The 15,664-nt window shown below is 56.9% G+C and carries 14 protein-coding genes; 4 read left to right on the forward strand and 10 right to left on the reverse strand.

What is annotated here, in order from left to right; translation table 11 throughout:
* Both ACUVSA_RS12150 and ACUVSA_RS12155 read right to left on the reverse strand, forming a co-directional pair.
* Complete coding sequence (locus tag ACUVSA_RS12150; RefSeq protein WP_445895018.1) at positions 1-366, reverse strand: efflux RND transporter periplasmic adaptor subunit; 366 nt, start codon at positions 364-366, stop codon at positions 1-3.
* Between the two features lie 46 nt (positions 367-412).
* Entirely contained in the window at positions 413-1,231 is an 819-nt protein-coding gene (locus ACUVSA_RS12155) for an efflux RND transporter periplasmic adaptor subunit (protein ID WP_445895019.1), read from the reverse strand.
* 276 nt (positions 1,232-1,507) lie between these two features.
* On the opposite strand from ACUVSA_RS12155, the gene ACUVSA_RS12160 reads away from it, so the two are divergent.
* Positions 1,508-2,170, forward strand: a complete 663-nt coding sequence (locus ACUVSA_RS12160) for a TetR/AcrR family transcriptional regulator (protein WP_445895020.1) — start codon at positions 1,508-1,510, stop codon at positions 2,168-2,170.
* 26 nt (positions 2,171-2,196) lie between these two features.
* Here the strand turns inward: ACUVSA_RS12160 and ACUVSA_RS12165 are convergent, their stop codons facing one another.
* Entirely contained in the window at positions 2,197-2,946 is a 750-nt protein-coding gene (locus ACUVSA_RS12165) for an MBL fold metallo-hydrolase (protein ID WP_445895021.1), read from the reverse strand.
* A 310-nt stretch (positions 2,947-3,256) separates the two neighbouring features.
* Between ACUVSA_RS12165 and ACUVSA_RS12170 the strand changes: the two genes are divergently transcribed.
* Positions 3,257-4,750: a serine hydrolase gene (locus tag ACUVSA_RS12170; protein ID WP_445895022.1), complete on the forward strand. Its 1,494-nt coding sequence runs from the start codon at positions 3,257-3,259 to the stop codon at positions 4,748-4,750.
* Positions 4,751-4,929: 179 nt separating this feature from the next.
* Here ACUVSA_RS12170 and ACUVSA_RS12175 read toward each other — a convergent pair whose 3' ends face one another.
* A complete protein-coding gene (locus ACUVSA_RS12175; protein ID WP_445895023.1) occupies positions 4,930-5,289 on the reverse strand; it encodes a DsrE family protein in 360 nt (119 codons plus the stop codon).
* Between the two features lie 709 nt (positions 5,290-5,998).
* Here ACUVSA_RS12175 and ACUVSA_RS12180 point away from each other — a divergent pair.
* Positions 5,999-7,408 (forward strand): sigma-54 interaction domain-containing protein, encoded by a 1,410-nt coding sequence (locus tag ACUVSA_RS12180; protein ID WP_445895024.1) that lies wholly within the window; start codon positions 5,999-6,001, stop codon positions 7,406-7,408.
* 104 nt (positions 7,409-7,512) lie between these two features.
* Here ACUVSA_RS12180 and ACUVSA_RS12185 read toward each other — a convergent pair whose 3' ends face one another.
* The 3 genes from ACUVSA_RS12185 to ACUVSA_RS12195 all read right to left on the reverse strand — a co-directional run bounded on the left by ACUVSA_RS12185 (position 7,513) and on the right by ACUVSA_RS12195 (position 10,181).
* On the reverse strand, positions 7,513-7,851 hold the full coding sequence (locus tag ACUVSA_RS12185; protein WP_445895025.1) for a hypothetical protein: 339 nt from the start codon (positions 7,849-7,851) through the stop codon (positions 7,513-7,515).
* 357 nt (positions 7,852-8,208) lie between these two features.
* Complete coding sequence (locus ACUVSA_RS12190; protein WP_445895026.1) at positions 8,209-9,435, reverse strand: SufB/SufD family protein; 1,227 nt, start codon at positions 9,433-9,435, stop codon at positions 8,209-8,211.
* Entirely contained in the window at positions 9,414-10,181 is a 768-nt protein-coding gene (locus ACUVSA_RS12195; protein ID WP_445895027.1) for an ABC transporter ATP-binding protein, read from the reverse strand. The genes ACUVSA_RS12190 and ACUVSA_RS12195 overlap by 22 nt, the downstream gene beginning before the upstream one ends.
* A gap of 186 nt (positions 10,182-10,367) precedes the next feature.
* Between ACUVSA_RS12195 and ACUVSA_RS12200 the strand changes: the two genes are divergently transcribed.
* Entirely contained in the window at positions 10,368-12,065 is a 1,698-nt protein-coding gene (locus ACUVSA_RS12200) for a DUF6178 family protein (RefSeq protein ID WP_445895028.1), read from the forward strand.
* Positions 12,066-12,807: 742 nt separating this feature from the next.
* On the opposite strand, the gene mtaB is transcribed toward ACUVSA_RS12200, so the two are convergent.
* Genes mtaB through ACUVSA_RS12215 form a run of 3 tightly spaced genes read right to left on the reverse strand, consistent with a single transcriptional unit; the run spans position 12,808 to position 15,628 of the window.
* Positions 12,808-14,109, reverse strand: a complete 1,302-nt coding sequence (gene mtaB, locus ACUVSA_RS12205) for a tRNA (N(6)-L-threonylcarbamoyladenosine(37)-C(2))-methylthiotransferase MtaB (protein ID WP_445895029.1) — start codon at positions 14,107-14,109, stop codon at positions 12,808-12,810.
* A gap of 5 nt (positions 14,110-14,114) precedes the next feature.
* The gene (gene mnmA, locus ACUVSA_RS12210; RefSeq protein WP_445895030.1) at positions 14,115-15,197 is read right to left on the reverse strand and encodes a tRNA 2-thiouridine(34) synthase MnmA; all 1,083 of its coding nucleotides are present in this window, start codon (positions 15,195-15,197) and stop codon (positions 14,115-14,117) included.
* Positions 15,182-15,628 carry an iron-sulfur cluster assembly scaffold protein gene (locus ACUVSA_RS12215; RefSeq protein WP_445895031.1) on the reverse strand — a complete coding sequence of 149 codons (447 nt, stop codon included), beginning with the start codon at positions 15,626-15,628 and terminating at the stop codon, positions 15,182-15,184. Before ACUVSA_RS12215 ends, mnmA begins: the two co-directional genes overlap by 16 nt.
* Positions 15,629-15,664 lie beyond the last annotated feature (36 nt).

Genomic DNA, 15,664 nt, shown 5'->3' on the forward strand with positions numbered 1-15,664 from the left:
CTACCTTTCCTTTGTGGTCAGCACTTCAGGCCGCACCTTCTGGCCCGGCAGCACCTTTTGCAGGCCTTGCACAATCACCTTTTCGCCTTTGGACAAGCCGGAGGTCACCGCCCATTCGGTGCCCAGGGCCGGCCCGAGGCTGATGTGTCGAGACGCCACTTGGCCGGCTTCGTCGACAATGAGGACATAATGGCCTTCCTGATCCACCAGAACGGCCGACTGCGGCACCACGGGCAAAGGATTCGGCCCTCGAGGCTTCACCAGCACCGTGACGTACTGCCCGGGGATCAGCAGCCCGTCGGGATTGGAAAAAAACGGCCCGCACCGCAATGGTTCCTGTGGCTGAATCCACCTGGTTGTCCACAAACTGCACGGTGCCCGTGGACGCATACTCCGTCCCGTCCAAAAGCCTTCAGGAAGGCGACAAGACCCGATGGTGTTTTCCCGAAGAGGCCTCCCGCAAAGCCGCCTGAACCGAAGCGATGTCATTTTCGCTCATGGCATAAACCACACGGATGGGATCCTCCTGGACGATACGCGCAAGAGCCGCGGAACTCGGCCCCACCAAGTTACCTACCGTGTAGGCCGAGCGGCCGATACGCCCGGCAATGGGCGCGGTCACCACTGTGTAGCTCAGCTGGAGCTGGTCAATGGCCAACTGCGCCTTAGCCGCCTGCAGGCGTGCTGCCGCCTCGGCGCGCGCTGCCACTGCATTGTCCATGTCGGTGGCGGGAACACTCTCCGAACGGGCCGCTTGAAGCCTTTTGAGATAACGCTCGGCACGTTCCAAAGCAGCCTCGGCCTGCGCCACCTGCGCTTTGGAGGCTTCCACGCGGTCCTTATAAAAGTCAGGCTCAATGACATAAAGAACATCCCCGGCGTGCACGCGAGCCCTTTCGCGAAAACGCATCTCCTGAAGAAAACCCTCCACGCGGGCCCGAATGTCCACCGATTGCATCGCTTCCACGTGGCCCACATCCTCCGTGGCCGGATTGATGTCTTTGACCTGAACGGGAATCACGCCCACCGGCACAGGTCTGTCTTCCGCCGGCCCTGAGGGCGCCCCTAAAGCGGGATCGAGCCCGGCCCACCCGGCAAGTCCGACAGTGAGAAAAAGGGCCGACCATCGCCCGATGGCTTTGGCCAAGCCTTTGAAATAAACCGCCTCGAGGCTTGGCCTTGCGTAAGCCCGCAGCCGCCGTCGACTCCAAGACACTCTGTCCCTTGACATAGGCAATCCCCCCAACCAAGAAAGGGTTGACAAATCCAAACATGTACTTCAAATGCTCATTTGATTTTTTCGTTTAAAAGCTCGACTTCAAAAAGTCAACGGTTCTCTGGAAGACCTGCAAAAGGGAACGGGAAATCCACGATCCACCGGAACACCCACGCGGGGCGTTTGGAGAAAAAGGCAGCGCAAGCGTCCTTTTGGGTCCAAGGGACTTTCGGCTCGCGTTCTTGAAAAGCGCGCCGCTTTATTATTTTTGACGGAAGAGGATGAAAAGCCATGGCACCGCGACGCGATGGGCTGGCCACACGTGCGCGCCTCTTGGATGCGGCGTGCGACGTTTTTGCGGAAAAGGGCTACCGCGGGGCGCGCCTTGCGGACATCTGTCGTCGCGCGGGCGCCAATATCGCGGCAGTCAATTACCATTTCGGGGACAAGGCGTCCCTGTATGTGGAAGCCTGGAAGTATGCCTTTCGCAAGGACTTGGAAGAAGGTCCCTTGGTGTCCGAACTTCTGCCGCCGCGGGAACGGTTTGCCCATCTGATTCGGCATCTCCTGCTCAACTTTGTGAAAAAGAGCCGCCACGGGCAGTTCACGCGCCTCTACTTTCAGGAACTGGCCAATCCCACCGGGCTTATTCAAGATGCGCTGCAACAGCTTCTTGAGCCCCGTCGCCGCTTTCTTCTCAACCTGCTTTCCGAACTGACGTCATTGCCGATGGACGACGAAGGGCTTCTGTTCAGCGAACTGAGCGTCATTAATCAGTGTCGGGCCGTCTTTACGGCGCGCCGGGAGGACCTGGAATACCTTCTAGGGCGGCCTTTTTCTGATGAGCTCATCGACCGGCTAGCCGATCACATTATTCGGTTTTCCCTCGGGGGTCTCAAAGCCGTGGCTCTTTGCCCTCATTGGGAAGACCAGAGCCCCTCGCGACCTTCTTGAAGCCAACCCTTCTAAAGCATGAGCGCTTATTTTTCTATGGGCAGCACGATGACCGGAACCGTCGCCATGTGCCTGAAGCGGGCGGCATCGTCCAGCGATCCAATGCCTTCGCCCACATGCATGGGAAGGGCGACTTTGGGGCCGATGGCCGCGGCCGCCTTCACCGCTTCTTCCGGCGTCATCACATATGTGCCGCTCACCGGCAGCAGCGCCACATCCGGGGCAAGCCCCTCCATTTCGGGAATATGATCGGTATCCCCTGCGTGGTAGATCCGCACGCCGTCCACCGTAATGAGGAATCCCACATGGCCGGCTTCTTTGGGATGGTAAGGGATGCCAGGACTGCGAAACTTGGTGAGGTTGTAAGCCGGAAGGGCTCGAACGTCCACGCCTTTGACCGTTAGAGTATCGCCGGGCTTCACGCTTCGAACGTCTCCGGAAAATTTCTGGGCAGTGGCGGCTATGGTCACGATCACGGTGTTTTGTGAACGGATTTTTGCCACGTCGGCTGGGGAGGCCTGGTCCCCATGGTCATGGGTGATGAGAATAAGGTCGGCCATGGGGCCTTCCTTGATGTGATAGGGATCGATGTAGAGGACGACATCCTTGCCGTCTATGCGAAAGCTATCATGCCCCAGCCAGTGGATCTTGGCCACCAGCGAGCGCACGTCCTCCGCCTCGGCAGCACGCACCGCGCAAACCGTGCTCACAAGACAGGCACTGAAGACCGCAGCCCCAATGACCAAACCTTTCCCAAAAAACCTGCCTCGATGCATCGCTTCCCCTCCCGGTCTTCTTTTCCTTCTGACCTCAACTGTGAAGGCGATATTTTTATGCACACTAGGCAGCCCATCACGTTGGGTCAAGCGGAGTCTGTATCCCGCCTCATGGAAAAGGCATCAAGAGCCATCGTGACGAATGCGCAGACCATGGCCCACAGTTGTTCAATCGGTTGACAGCATGCTCTGGATATTGGATCTTGGGCTGGTTCGCAGACCCGAGTCGGTCCATGGTCGTTAGACGGCCTCAGGGAACAGGGCCCAGGCTCGTTATGTTGGCACACTCAGCGACGGAGCGGAAGGGAGCATGGCCGCATGGCGTTTGATGGGTACGGTTCCGACCTTCAGTGAAAACACGCGGATTCGGGCAAAACTCTTCAGGGTTCTTGTGATGGCGGCATGCGTTCTCTGGTTGACTGAAGCGGGCGCCGCTGTGTCCATGCAGGTTCGGGCGCGCTCGGCGATCCTGGTGGACCTCACGGACGGTCAAGTTCTCTTTGAGCAAAACGCCGACGTGCCCATCGCCCCGGCTTCCCTCACCAAGGTGTTGACCCTTTACGTGGTCCACGAAGCCATTGAGCAGGGCCGTCTCACCCCCTGGGAAAAGGTGCGAGTGAGCCGTGAGGCTGCGTCGACCGGCGGGTCTCGAATGGGGCTTCGTGCAGGGGACCTGGTTTCCGTGGAGGAACTGATCAAGGGTATGGCGGTCGTTTCCGGCAACGACGCTTGCGTAGCCGTTGCAGAACATTTGGCCGGCAGTGCGGACCAATTCGTGCGCCTGATGAACCGAAAGGCCGCCGAACTAGGAATGCGCCATTCCCATTTCGTGAACCCCAATGGACTTCCCGCCAAGGGCCAATACACGACGGCCAGGGATATGGCCCTGTTATCGGCAGCTTATTTAAAGCGCTTTTCCCACACTTTACCCATCCACTCCATGCAGGCCTACACTTACGCTGGATCCACGCACCGCAATGCCAATCGGTTGCTCGGCACCTGCCCCGGCGTCGACGGGTTAAAGACAGGTTTTGTGTGTTCGTCGGGCTACAACATTACGGCCACGGCGCTACGCGATGGCCGCCGCCTGGTGGCTGTGGTCCTTGGTGCACGTACCCCTGGTGAAAGGGCGGCCGAAACGGCCAAACTGCTCAATGCAGGCTACGCCTCTTTAGGTATCGGCTCGCCCACGCATGACGCCGCAGCGGACACAAGGGCAGGCTTCCACAGGACAAACACCGCCAGAAAGGGCTCAACGCCTACTCTGAAAACCACATCCGCAAAACCGGCACCGGTTGCGGTCCTTGGCCCACCTAAGGCCAGTGGGGGAAGGCGGCTTCAAAACACCAGGAAATCCAGCCCCTTTCAGATAGCCAAAGCAGAGTCCCAGAGCTCGAGGACGATCCGTGGGCCGCAACAGATGCGGACGTTCGCATCCAAAACCTCGCCAAAAGAAAAGGGTTCATCCAAGAGCACTGCGCTCGTCACGGCAGAATCTTCCAATAAAGAACGCAAAATCGCCACCAGATCTCCTTCCACGGCCGTGAAATCCGCTTCCGCGTCGTCCACGGCCCAAAAAGAGCATAAGAACGTTCAAATCGATCCGGTTTCCAGCAAGAAGACCGTGACCGCCGCCTCCAAAGGATCCCCCAAGGAACTTAAGACCGTCGGCCCGTCCGGTGCCACGGCAACTCCGGGCGCCAAAAAGAAAAACCCCAAAGCGCCACTCAGCGCGGCCAAAACGACCCCCTCCTTAGGCGCTGTTTCCGGCAAGAACTCGACCACCCCCGGCGGAAAAACCTGAGTGCGCCCCAAACCGCTCTTCAGTGTCTGGTGCCATCTGCGCGATGCATTCGTCTGCATTACGGCTTTCAAGCATCAGGCACACTCCTCCCCCTCGAGTAGCCCGTTCGCCTCACCATCGCTGGTAATCTCGGACTGCCCTGCTTCGTTCTTCGAGAGGATCGAGGGAATGGCACCTCTTTAAAATGTCAAAACCCTGTACTCAGGATCAGTCATCATTTTCACCAAGACGGGAGCCGGCGAGATCACGGCGCCTTCAATGAGATCGTCCGGAGAGATCAACCGCCTGTCCGCGCACGCTTTGCACACGTGAATAGGGGCCTTTTTAGCTACGAGACTGTCGATAAGATCCTTCATGTGTTCTCCCGTGGATGAACGAATCCCTTCCGCCATGCCGAGCTGCGCCCAGTGAATCGCATCGTCAATCAAAAACACCTCAACTTCATGCCCTTCGGCAGCCGCAAGACTCGCAAACTGCATGGCTCGCGTCGCACTCCCCGATCGCTCAAACCCAATGGAAATGACAAAACACATCTTCATGGTCTTCCTCCTTTGTTTTGGGGGTCTTCATGGGGTTTAGGAACCCCAAATCCCACCACACTGAATGGACACGGCACGTCCCCTGTCAATTTTTTTTGGTGCAAAATTCCTGCCTGAGTCCTCCTTCGGCTTTCCTCCAAGACCATTCGGGCGCTTTCAAGACGCTGAGTCTTCAGAATCCCAAAGCCCCTGCCAGGAAAGTGTTCAAAAGCATTGAACGTATGTTAATTAACATCAACGCCTGTTAACTTCTGAATCTCTGGCACCGCCCTGTCTTGCCTGTTTTTCCAGCTGGGTGCGCAAGGTCGGTCGGGGATGAGGCTGAGTGGAGCAAGGCCTCAAGGAGCCCCTCGTGGCGTCGGTTCACAGGTTCCCGTCAGCTCAGCACGGCGTTACCGAAGGCGCCCTCGACCGGAAGAGACCTTTCTGGTACAAGGCTTGCCCCCAAACAGGTGTTCTGTCCGAGGGGGACACCCTTCGGATGCTCCTTGTCCAAAAACAGATCAGGTTGTTACAGAAAAGGAACCCGTCTTGGTGCCTTTCCAAGGAGCCTTGATCGCGCCTGTGCCGTCGGTTTCACAAAAATTTCTCCTCGAGAATGCATGAAGAACGCATCCCCTCTTGGTTCTCCAATGGAAATCGTTTATAAGAGCGGGGGAGTCTGATGTCAAAGACGCGGGCATGCCGCCACAAGAGAAAAGACCACTCCATGTCGGACATTCGGCGTCATCTCGAAGATATCGTCAACACCATGAACGACGGCCTCATGGTCGTGGGCCCGGACGGATCCATTCTCTTGGCCAATGACGCCTTGTGCCGCATGACGGGTTACCAACGAGAAGAGCTCCTCAGCCGGTCCTGCACCATCTTTCATTGCGACAGCTGCGAAGGCGTGCGCCGTGAAGGCGGCGCTCTCTGGTGCAACCTTTTCACCCTCGGCACCATACACCACAGGCGCTGTGCGATGGTGCGCAAGGACGGCGGCTATGTCCACGTGCTCAAAAATGCCGCCGTGCTCAAGGGCGACAAGGGCGACATTATCGCCGCTGTGGAAACCCTCACGGACATTTCCGAATTGGACCGTAAAGAACAACAGATCGTTCGCCTCTCCCGCCTTTTGGACAGTGAAAAGGGTTTTCGAGGTATCATCGGCACCTCGCCCGCCATACAGAAGGTCTTCGATATTACGGAAAAGGCGGCCCAAAGTGATGCGCCTGTGATCATCTACGGGGAAAGCGGCACAGGAAAGGAACTCATCGCTCGAGCCATTCACGATTTGGGCCCGCACCGAGAAGGCCCCTACATTCAAGTCAATTGCGCCGCTCTCAACGAGTCCCTTTTGGAAAGTGAGCTGTTTGGTCATGTGAAAGGCGCCTTTACAGGCGCCACCAGTCATCGAGAAGGACGTTTTGAGGCCGCCAACGGCGGCGATATTTTTCTCGACGAAATCGGGGACGTCCCCTTGTCCATTCAGGTCAAGCTGTTGCGTGTGTTGGAAAACAAAACGGTGGAACGGGTAGGGGATCACCGACCCATTCGCGTGGATGTGCGGATCATCACGGCGACCAACCGGGATTTGCCCAAAATGGTCCGCGAAGGAACTTTTCGAGAAGATTTCTTCTTTCGCATCAACGTCATACCCATCCATCTACCGCCTTTACGTGAGAGAATAGAAGACCTGCCCCTTTTGGTGGACTTCTTTCTTGAACACCAGCGTCGCAAGGGAAAGAACGTGCACGGCGTGCACCCTCAAGCCATGGCCGCCCTCATGGCTTACCGCTGGCCCGGAAACGTTCGAGAACTCAAGAGCACCCTGGAATATGCCTGTGTGGTCACCGACGACGGGCTCATTCGGCCCGAGCACTTGCCCCCTCATGTGCTACAACCCCATGAAGTTCTTTGCGCGCCAAACTCGGCTCTAAACAACATCATAGCGTTGAAAACATCCAGCGCCGCTCGAGCGCCGCATCCAGACCGCCGCCAGGAACTCATCGAGGCGCTGCGCCGCGCCGGAGGCAATCAGACCGAAGCCGCTCGTATCCTTGGCGTCAGTCGAGTGACGGTCTGGAACCGCATGAAGCGCTATCAGATTGATCTACACAAAGTGATTGCCGAATAAACGAATCCATTCCGGGTCCTGTGGGTCCCGGAACCCTTTGCTGAAAGGCGGCGTCGAGAAATAACGGTCGCCACGCCCCGCTCAAGAAACCCGCTGAAAAGGACTCAGCGCGATGGCAATTCTCCTGGAAAGTGGCCCACCGGCCGCTGGAACGTATAAACAAAGGGTTCGACTACAAGCCTTTCGGCCACGGCATAGATATTGCCTGAAAAGGTCGCGAACGGCAAAGCCAGAACCGTTCCCACAAGCCCTACGGCACAGGCGGCCATGCCGATGGGGCGGGCAATGAGCACGTCCGCCAGCATGATTCCACCGTCCGGCTGCAGCCGGGCTTCCCTCTGCGCTATATCAAACGCCGGGCCCTCAGCGCTGACGGGTTGTGCCGCCGTCAAAAAAAGGGCTAAGGCCATGGCACAAATCAATGAAATTGTCCTTCGCTGCATGAGTCTCCCCCCTGAATAGCCTGTTCGGGAATACCTTTCCCCTACGTTCCAGAGCCCCCCCTGTCCCCACGAAAAGACCGCGTCCCAGCCGTGCACACATTGGCGAGCACCCAAGATAACGTCGCTCCAATACCACAGGTTCGCTGACCAATCCGCCTCGAAGCGACCGACTCCTGCCGGTTCGCCTTTCGTTTCCCCGGATCGGCTCCTTCTGGGAAGCGTGTCCGAAGATGGCTTTTAGGGACCGTTTTCGTTTCCTCCCGCAGGAGCGCCGCAAGGCGCGTAAATGTTTTTCAGTGGGCACAGCGCCACCACATTCCGTTCCTGGGCAACGCATGGTCAAGTTCTCAAAAAGCCCTACATGACGTCTTTATCGCTTTGTTCCACCGCGCGATCGATTTCCGCCTTGAGCTGCGGCGGCAATCCTGGAATATCCACGCTGAGAAATCCTCGAACGATGGTGGCGGTGGCCTCGTCTTCACTGAGACCTCGAGACATGAGGTAAGCGATCTCTTCAGCGGCGATTTTTCCCACTGCTGCCTCATGGCTCATTTCCACGCCGTCCGCGTGACCTTCCAACTCCGGAATGGCGTGAATGATGCCGCCGTTGAGGATTAAGCCCTTGCATTCCAAGTGCGCCTTGATGTCAGGCACTTCTCCGATAAGGTGCCCTCGAGCAGTGATTTTTCCCCCGTTGCTGATGGTTCGAGCGACGATTTCCGCACGAGTCCCCGGTTTTTTCAAATACACGCGCCCCCCCACATCGTATTCCGATCCCGGGCTGCCCATAATGATGGTATAGAACCGAGCTGTGGCATTGTCGCCCACGAGGTGCGTGGTGGGGTACATTTGCAGGGAACGCACGGGCTTCATGCATACATAATTGTTGAGAAACAATCCGCCTTCTTCCACTCGGGCCACGGACCTGGGGCGCACGGCCATGTCTTCCGCCCAGTTGTGGATCATGGTGAAGCTCAGTTTGGCATTCTTTTTGACGAAAAATTCCGAAATACCCAAGTGCGCGCCGCGTGTCATGTGAGGCGACGTGGAGCATCCTGTGATGATGTGGAGTTCGGAATCCTCTTCAGCGATGATGATATTGTGCACGTTTTGTTGAAAGTTTTGTTTGTCGAGGTACAGACACGCCTGAACGGGGTAAATGGATTTGGCGCCCGGCAGCGCTCGAATCACATAGCCGTCATGAAGGTTCAGTTCCACGGCGGCGGTGTATTTGTCCGCATCCACCGCCACGAGTTTCCAGTAGTAATCCCAAATCCAATCATATTTTTCCAAGGCCTTTTTGATGGGAAGAACCTCAATCCCTGCCTGTTTTGTGCCGCAGCGCACCACAGACGTGTCTTTCTGAATATAGGTGCCGCTGCGTTCCGATTCCGTCACATCGATGCCGGCCATAAGCAGCCGCTGCTTTTCAATGGCCGGGAGGGACAGAAGATCGTCTTTATCCATGGGGCGGTGTTCCACCGGACTTTGATCAAACTGACCCAGGTCGATATCCGCTCCGATGGCCGCCGGTTTGTTCGCTGCCCGAAGGGCTCTTTGTCTTAATTCCTCGCGATTGTGCATCGTACACACTCCTCGTAGCCCATTTCGCTGATACACTGCAGAATTTCACGGGGATTGTCGGAACAACTGAGCACTCCGTCAAAGAGCACCTGGCCTTTGTCCGCGATGAGGTATTCCAAAATGTAGCCTGTGTGGGTAATAATCAATCCCATCTTGGTGCGCTCACGCTTCACCTGCAGCATGGATTTAATGTCCGTGGGAGCGCATTCTTTTTGCAGTAACTTGGCGATGGTATGGCCCACCAGGGAGATGTTTTCCATATCCACGCCGGATTCCGGTTCGTCAAAGAGCAGTAGGTCCGGGTCTTGCGCCATGAGCTGCAGAAGTTCGGATCGCTTGATTTCTCCTCCAGAAAACCCCACGTTCACATCTCGATCCAAGAAGTCCTCAAAATTCACCTTGCGCGCCAAATCCTTCACGTTCACTTCACGATCCGCGGCGCAAATCTTGACCATCTGATGGGTCTTGACCCCATGAATACTTGGCGGTCTTTGGTACGCCATACCAATGCCCAACTTGGCCCGCTCATTGATCGGTAGGTGCGTAATGTCCACCCCCTTGAAAAAGATTTTGCCCCCCGTGACGTTATACTGTGGGTAGCCCATGATGGTCATCAGCAGGGACGTCTTTCCCGAGCCGTTGGGGCCGAAAAGGATATGGGTTTCACCCGGCTTGATCTCAAGGTCGATATGTTTGAGGATTTTCTTTCCGGCCACTTCCACTTCCAGGTCTTCAATCACCAACATGGATGAACTCCTTTGTCTCGTCGTCCTTTTGTCATCTCCTACGGCCCATACCCTAAGCATTGAGAAGTTTGCAAGCAAGCGAGATCTTTTGCCAGGCCTTGACTTTACCCTCTGAGGGCGAATAAGAGTCTGTGCCGAATCGCCACCGAGCGACAATCCCCAAAATGCAGAATGTGATGGGATACCATGACAAAAAACGTCATTGATCTGGAATCCAAACGATGGACCAAATGGCCGCCGCGCCTTCTGGCTCGGCACCTCATGACCCTTTCCGCCAAAGAACGTATGGAAACCATTATTTCCAGGCCCGACGCGGAGGCCGTGGCGGCCGCCTTATCCGACCAGGACTTCTACCTGACTGTTAAGGAAATCGGAGCGGAAGATGCCTTGCCCTTGCTGGCCGTAGCCTCCCTGGATCAAATCACCCACGTTTTTGATCTGGAAATGTGGCGTAAGGATCGCATCGTGCCCGGCCCGGCATTGGAATGGCTGGATCGCCTGTTTCGCGCGGACCCCAGACGCCTCCTGGCCTGGTTCTATGCAGCGGATTTTGAACTTCTGGTTTCCCTCTTTAAGAAATGGATTCGCGTGGCTCAAAGGCCCGACGAGATCGATCCTTTGGAAGCCATGGACTTTCTGCCCAAAAATACTCTGGACGACCAATACTTTTGGGAAACATTCTACCCTCAGTTTGAGGACCTCATCCGTCAGCTCCTGAGCTACCTCTTTGAGACACATTACGGTTTTTACAAGGAACTCATGGACCATCTGCTGTGGGCTCTGGAGCCTGAAATGGAAGAGGCGGCCTATCGTTTTCACCGCGGTCGCTTGGAAGACCGCGCCATTCCCGACTACTACGATGCGCTGGAAATCTACAGGCCTTTGGACCTGCAAAGTATCCCCTTTGAAAAAATTCTTTTGAGCGAGCCCGAGCAGGATGAGGGTTCTTCCTCACCGGGATTCGCCCTCATGCCCATGGCGGAAGGAACCTTGCTGCAACGGGTGCTCACACAAGTGGACGATGCGCGCCTTGTGGACACTCTGCGTTGGGAAATGGCTGCCCTTGCCAACAAGATCGTGGTGGCTGACGGACTCGCTCCCGACCTTCCACACCATCTCCACGAAGCGGCCGAAAAAGCGGCAGCCATGGTGAACCTGGGCCTGGATCTGCTGAGCTCGGGAAACGAATCCCTCGCACGCAGAGTTGTCCAAGAAGTGTACCTGGAACACCTTTTTCGAGTGGCTCAGGCCAAGGTCTACGGGGTGCAAAAAAAGCTGAAAGCCCTGCTTCGCAACGGCTGGATCGCCCGATGGCCGCTAGGACAGACCATCTTGGACGCTCCATGGGCCGACAGGGTCGCGGCCCTATTGCACAAAACCCCAAAAGTCTTTCGAATCCAGGGCGCCGAACGGTATCGCGTCACGGATGTGTTCATTCTGGATCGCCGTGATCTGCACGACGCCAAAACCTGGGTCGACGTCGTGGCATCGGTCGGACCCTTGTTTGACGCTGTCGGGGTTGCCGCAGACGACCTTCGAGGCAAACTGTGGCTCGAAGGCCAGGTGCGTGTTTTGGAAGAGGTGACCTTGGGGGTTTTGCTTTTTACCGCCGCCGGCACCGCCTTGCTGACGGAACAGTGGACCTTGAAACCCATTCCCCTGGCCCATTGGCCTGGGCTCTTTGCCCGAGCCACTCCCGAACGCATGGAAACCATGCTCCAAGCATTCGTGCACGCCCAAATCCAAGACCCCACAAAACGACGCTTGGCATGGATCTACGTGGACGCGCTGCTCCGGAGGTACAAGGAAGAAACGGAAGCCTTCAGTCCCAACAACCCGCCCGAGGCGCGGCTCATGAGCTTCTTTCTCTTCGAACCCGCCTGAGAGGGCCATTTGGGACGGAGAAAAAAATCGTCACGCACGCCCTGTTGAGATCTGGAACTGCAAAGAAGAGGTATGGGAAAGGTTTGGCCGCGTCCTTTCGGCTTGATCTCGTCGGAACCTCTTAAGGCGCGTTCAGGCATCGCTCCTTGCGCCGGTCCTACTGAAGGTGTTCTTAGACAGAAGCCTTCGCGCCTGTCCGACAATGCTGATCTTGAGCCAATGGAGCCTTGCAACTCATTGAAATTGCAAGGATGGCAATGGTTATAATTAAAATTTTGTTAACTTACGATTCAACAATTTCCATGGGCCAAAAGGCCGCATTCGACCAGAAAGGGCATACTCGATCGTCTCTAACGTAAAGACCGGCTCTTACCGGTGTGCCCATTTGCGGACGCGCAGAAGCGCGTCCCTTCGATCCCCGGAGTACGTCCATGGTCTAGGAGCCTGTCCGAGAATGCCCATTTTGGCCATTTTAGGCTTCGTAACGACCTGAGATTGCTAGACCGGAAATGGACGAAAAGGAGTTCTCGAACACGCTGCAAGGCACCCGAAAGGACGCCTTGCGGGCGATTTGCTTTTCCAAGGGACCACGTCCATGATCCGTTTCGGCAACAACGCGGCTCGTGGGTTTCCGCGTTTTTGTCGGGACCCGTGAAGGCCGCACCGACGAAAACAAGGAGCTGGGACTTTTTTAATCTCAATCGGTGCGCCGCCGCCCTGGCGGGGCGCGAGGGCTTTTTATTCAATCCAGGGCGATGCCGAACAGGCCGGCATCGGTGGACCGATGCACCCGAACCCGCACGAGACTTCCCAAGGGCACAGGGGGTTTTGCCGAAAAGTTGACCGTGAGGTAGTTTTCTGAGGTGCCTTTCCAGAGATCGGATTGCAGAGCGGCTTCCACCAGGACCTCCAGCACCGCCCCCACAAAACGGTCCTGAAAGATCCTTTTCTTGCGCCGGCCAAGATCCCGCACCACGCGGGCGCGCGCCTTGAGAACGTGGCCCACGGCTCGCCCCTTCATCCCAGCCGCTTGCGTTCCGGGACGCGGGGAGTAGGGGAACACATGCAGGTAAGTCACCGGCAAGGATTCCAGAAGCCGCACCGTGCGGGAAAAATGCGCGTCTGTCTCCCCGGGAAACCCCACAATGACATCGGCTCCCAAAGCAGCACGGGGAAACAATTTGCGCAGGGTCTGCACCGTGTCGGCATATTGCTCGGGATCGTAAGGCCGGCCCATGGCGCCAAGAATCTCTCGATCGCCGCTCTGTAACGGCACGTGAAAATGAGGGCAGATCCAGGAATACGCGGTGAGCGCTCGAAGAAGGTCTTCGGTGATTTCTTTGGATTCCAAAGAAGTGAGGCGAATCCTTGCGGGATGCCGCACTTTGTCCACGGCGTTCAGAAGTTCGCTCAGGCCCCCCAAACCCAAGTCCATGCCCCATTGGCCCAGATGAATTCCCGTCAAGACCACTTCTCCGTAGCCGGCGCCAATCAGCCGTTCCAATTGTCGCAGCACTTCCGCGGGTTCGAGGCTTCGGCTACGGCCTCGGCTGAAGGGCACTAGGCAATACGTACAAAAGGCGTCGCATCCATCCTGAATCTTAAGAAAAGCGCGGCTGCGATCACCCAGCATGGTGGTCACGGCAAGGGGTTGCAGAGGGCCGTAGCTTCGAGCGTCGTGGACGGCGACGCACGGAGCGTCCAATGAACCCGGCATCTGCAACCAGCGGAGCAATTGAAACTTTTCTTGGGTGCCCACAATATGGGTGGCCAGTCGTTCCTGGACATAGCGGTGCCAGTGGATTTGCGCATCACAGCCCACGACGACAAGTTTCGCCTCGGGGTTGGTGCGAAAGGCACGGCGCACCAGCTGCCGCGTCTGGTAGGAGGCTTTGTTGGTAACGGCGCAACTGTGCACAATGTAGAGGTCGGCCGTGTTGGAAAAGGGCACGGGCTGCCAGCCGGCACGGGTCAGACTTTCAAAAAAGGCCGAGCTTTCGTATTGGTTGACCTTGCAGCCCAAGGTCTCCAGAGCAAAACGCATGAACTTCAGGGCTCCATCGGCTTTTTCTGCAACACACCGCCACCCAGGACGGTGTTTCCGTCGTAAAAGACAGCGGCCTGACCCGGCGTCACGGCCCGTTGCGGCACATCAAAGCGCACACACACCGTGCCGTTTGCCTGCGGATGGATCCAGGCCGGAGCAGGACGATGCTGATGACGAAGGCGCACGAATGCGCGCACGGGCTCCATCGGTGGATCCACGGAAACCCAGTTCACTTGAGCCACAAGAGCCTCCGAGGCCAACAGATCCTGGGATCGACCGACCCACAGAGTGTTGGTTTTTGGATCCAGCGCCAGGACGTAATAGGGGGCCGTGGATGGAATATTAATGCCGCGGCGCTGTCCCACCGTGTAAAGATAGAGGCCCTTATGGCGACCAATATAGGCCCCCGAAGCGTCTCGAACGGGCCCTTCGGCATGGAGCGCGGCCTGCGGCCAATGCTCCTGCACAAAGCGCCGATAGTCCCCCGACGCAATAAAACAGATTTCCTGGCTTTCTTCGGGAATGAGGGGATCAAATCCGTGCGTGCGGGCCCACAGGCGGGTGGATTCCTTGGTTTCCTTGCCGAGAGGGAAGAGAGCGTAAGCCAACTGCTCTTGGCGCAACCCGTAAAGAAAGTACGATTGATCCTTTCGTGCATCCAGGCCGCTGAGCAGAGCATAGCGCCCCCCCGGCCTTTCAGGAACCCCCAGACGCACATAGTGGCCGGTGGCCAATTTATCGGCGCCGGCTTTAAGAGCCTGCTGAAGAAGATAGCCGAATTTGATGCCAGGATTGCACACCACGCAGGGATTCGGCGTGAGCCCCTCGGCGTAGGCTTGAAGAAAAGGATCGATGACCTTCTGAAGAAAAATCTCGCGGCAGTCCACCACAAAAAGAGGGATATCCAGCCTGTGCGCCAGAGCCCAAAGGTTGGATTCCCTTTGGGGGTCAGCCTCGAAGGCATCCACCGAGCCGAAGGTGGGAAGCCGCATATGAAAGGCCACAACCTCATGGCCGGCTTCCTTAAGAAGCCACGCGGCCCGCAGACTGTCCATCCCCCCGCTCAGGGCTACAGCAACGCGCATGCTCCGATTCTGCTTCCTGATCCAAGTGCTCGTCTTCCAATGGCACCACCTTTTCCGGGTGCCCGTTTTTTTCTCCAATAGTCGTTCACGGCCGCCTTGAGGGCGTCTGTGCCGAGGTTGGAGCAATGGAGCTTCTTTTCCGAAAGTCCGCCAAGGGCTCGAGCCACCTCATCGCGGTTGATGCGAACAGCTTCTTCCAGGGTTTTTCCATTGGCCATCTCAGTCACCATGGAACTAACAGCAATGGCCGCACCGCATCCAAAGGTTTTGAACTTGACGTCGGCGATGCGGTTGCCTTCCACCTTGATAGTCATGCGCATGATGTCACCACAGTTCACGTTGCCGATTTGCCCGATGCCATCGGGACGTTCCACTTCACCGACGTTTCTCGGGTTCATGAAGTGGTCCATTACAGTGTCGCTGTAGTTCATGGGGTGAACCCTCCTGCACGTGGGCTTTCTGCCGCC

This window comes from Desulfosoma sp., from assembly GCF_052743555.1.

What these genes read in the sequence shown, in the direction of transcription:
- ACUVSA_RS12155 (WP_445895019.1), bottom strand. Translation starts at nt 1,231, where the DNA reads ATGTCAAGGGACAGAGTGTCTTGGAGTCGACGGCGGCTGCGGGCTTAC.
- ACUVSA_RS12160 (WP_445895020.1), top strand. Translation starts at nt 1,508, where the DNA reads ATGGCACCGCGACGCGATGGGCTGGCCACACGTGCGCGCCTCTTGGAT.
- ACUVSA_RS12165 (WP_445895021.1), bottom strand. Translation starts at nt 2,946, where the DNA reads ATGCATCGAGGCAGGTTTTTTGGGAAAGGTTTGGTCATTGGGGCTGCG.
- ACUVSA_RS12170 (WP_445895022.1), top strand. Translation starts at nt 3,257, where the DNA reads ATGGCCGCATGGCGTTTGATGGGTACGGTTCCGACCTTCAGTGAAAAC.
- ACUVSA_RS12175 (WP_445895023.1), bottom strand. Translation starts at nt 5,289, where the DNA reads ATGAAGATGTGTTTTGTCATTTCCATTGGGTTTGAGCGATCGGGGAGT.
- ACUVSA_RS12180 (WP_445895024.1), top strand. Translation starts at nt 5,999, where the DNA reads ATGTCGGACATTCGGCGTCATCTCGAAGATATCGTCAACACCATGAAC.
- ACUVSA_RS12185 (WP_445895025.1), bottom strand. Translation starts at nt 7,851, where the DNA reads ATGCAGCGAAGGACAATTTCATTGATTTGTGCCATGGCCTTAGCCCTT.
- ACUVSA_RS12190 (WP_445895026.1), bottom strand. Translation starts at nt 9,435, where the DNA reads ATGCACAATCGCGAGGAATTAAGACAAAGAGCCCTTCGGGCAGCGAAC.
- ACUVSA_RS12195 (WP_445895027.1), bottom strand. Translation starts at nt 10,181, where the DNA reads ATGTTGGTGATTGAAGACCTGGAAGTGGAAGTGGCCGGAAAGAAAATC.
- ACUVSA_RS12200 (WP_445895028.1), top strand. Translation starts at nt 10,368, where the DNA reads ATGACAAAAAACGTCATTGATCTGGAATCCAAACGATGGACCAAATGG.
- mtaB (WP_445895029.1), bottom strand. Translation starts at nt 14,109, where the DNA reads ATGCGTTTTGCTCTGGAGACCTTGGGCTGCAAGGTCAACCAATACGAA.
- mnmA (WP_445895030.1), bottom strand. Translation starts at nt 15,197, where the DNA reads ATGCGCGTTGCTGTAGCCCTGAGCGGGGGGATGGACAGTCTGCGGGCC.
- ACUVSA_RS12215 (WP_445895031.1), bottom strand. Translation starts at nt 15,628, where the DNA reads ATGAACTACAGCGACACTGTAATGGACCACTTCATGAACCCGAGAAAC.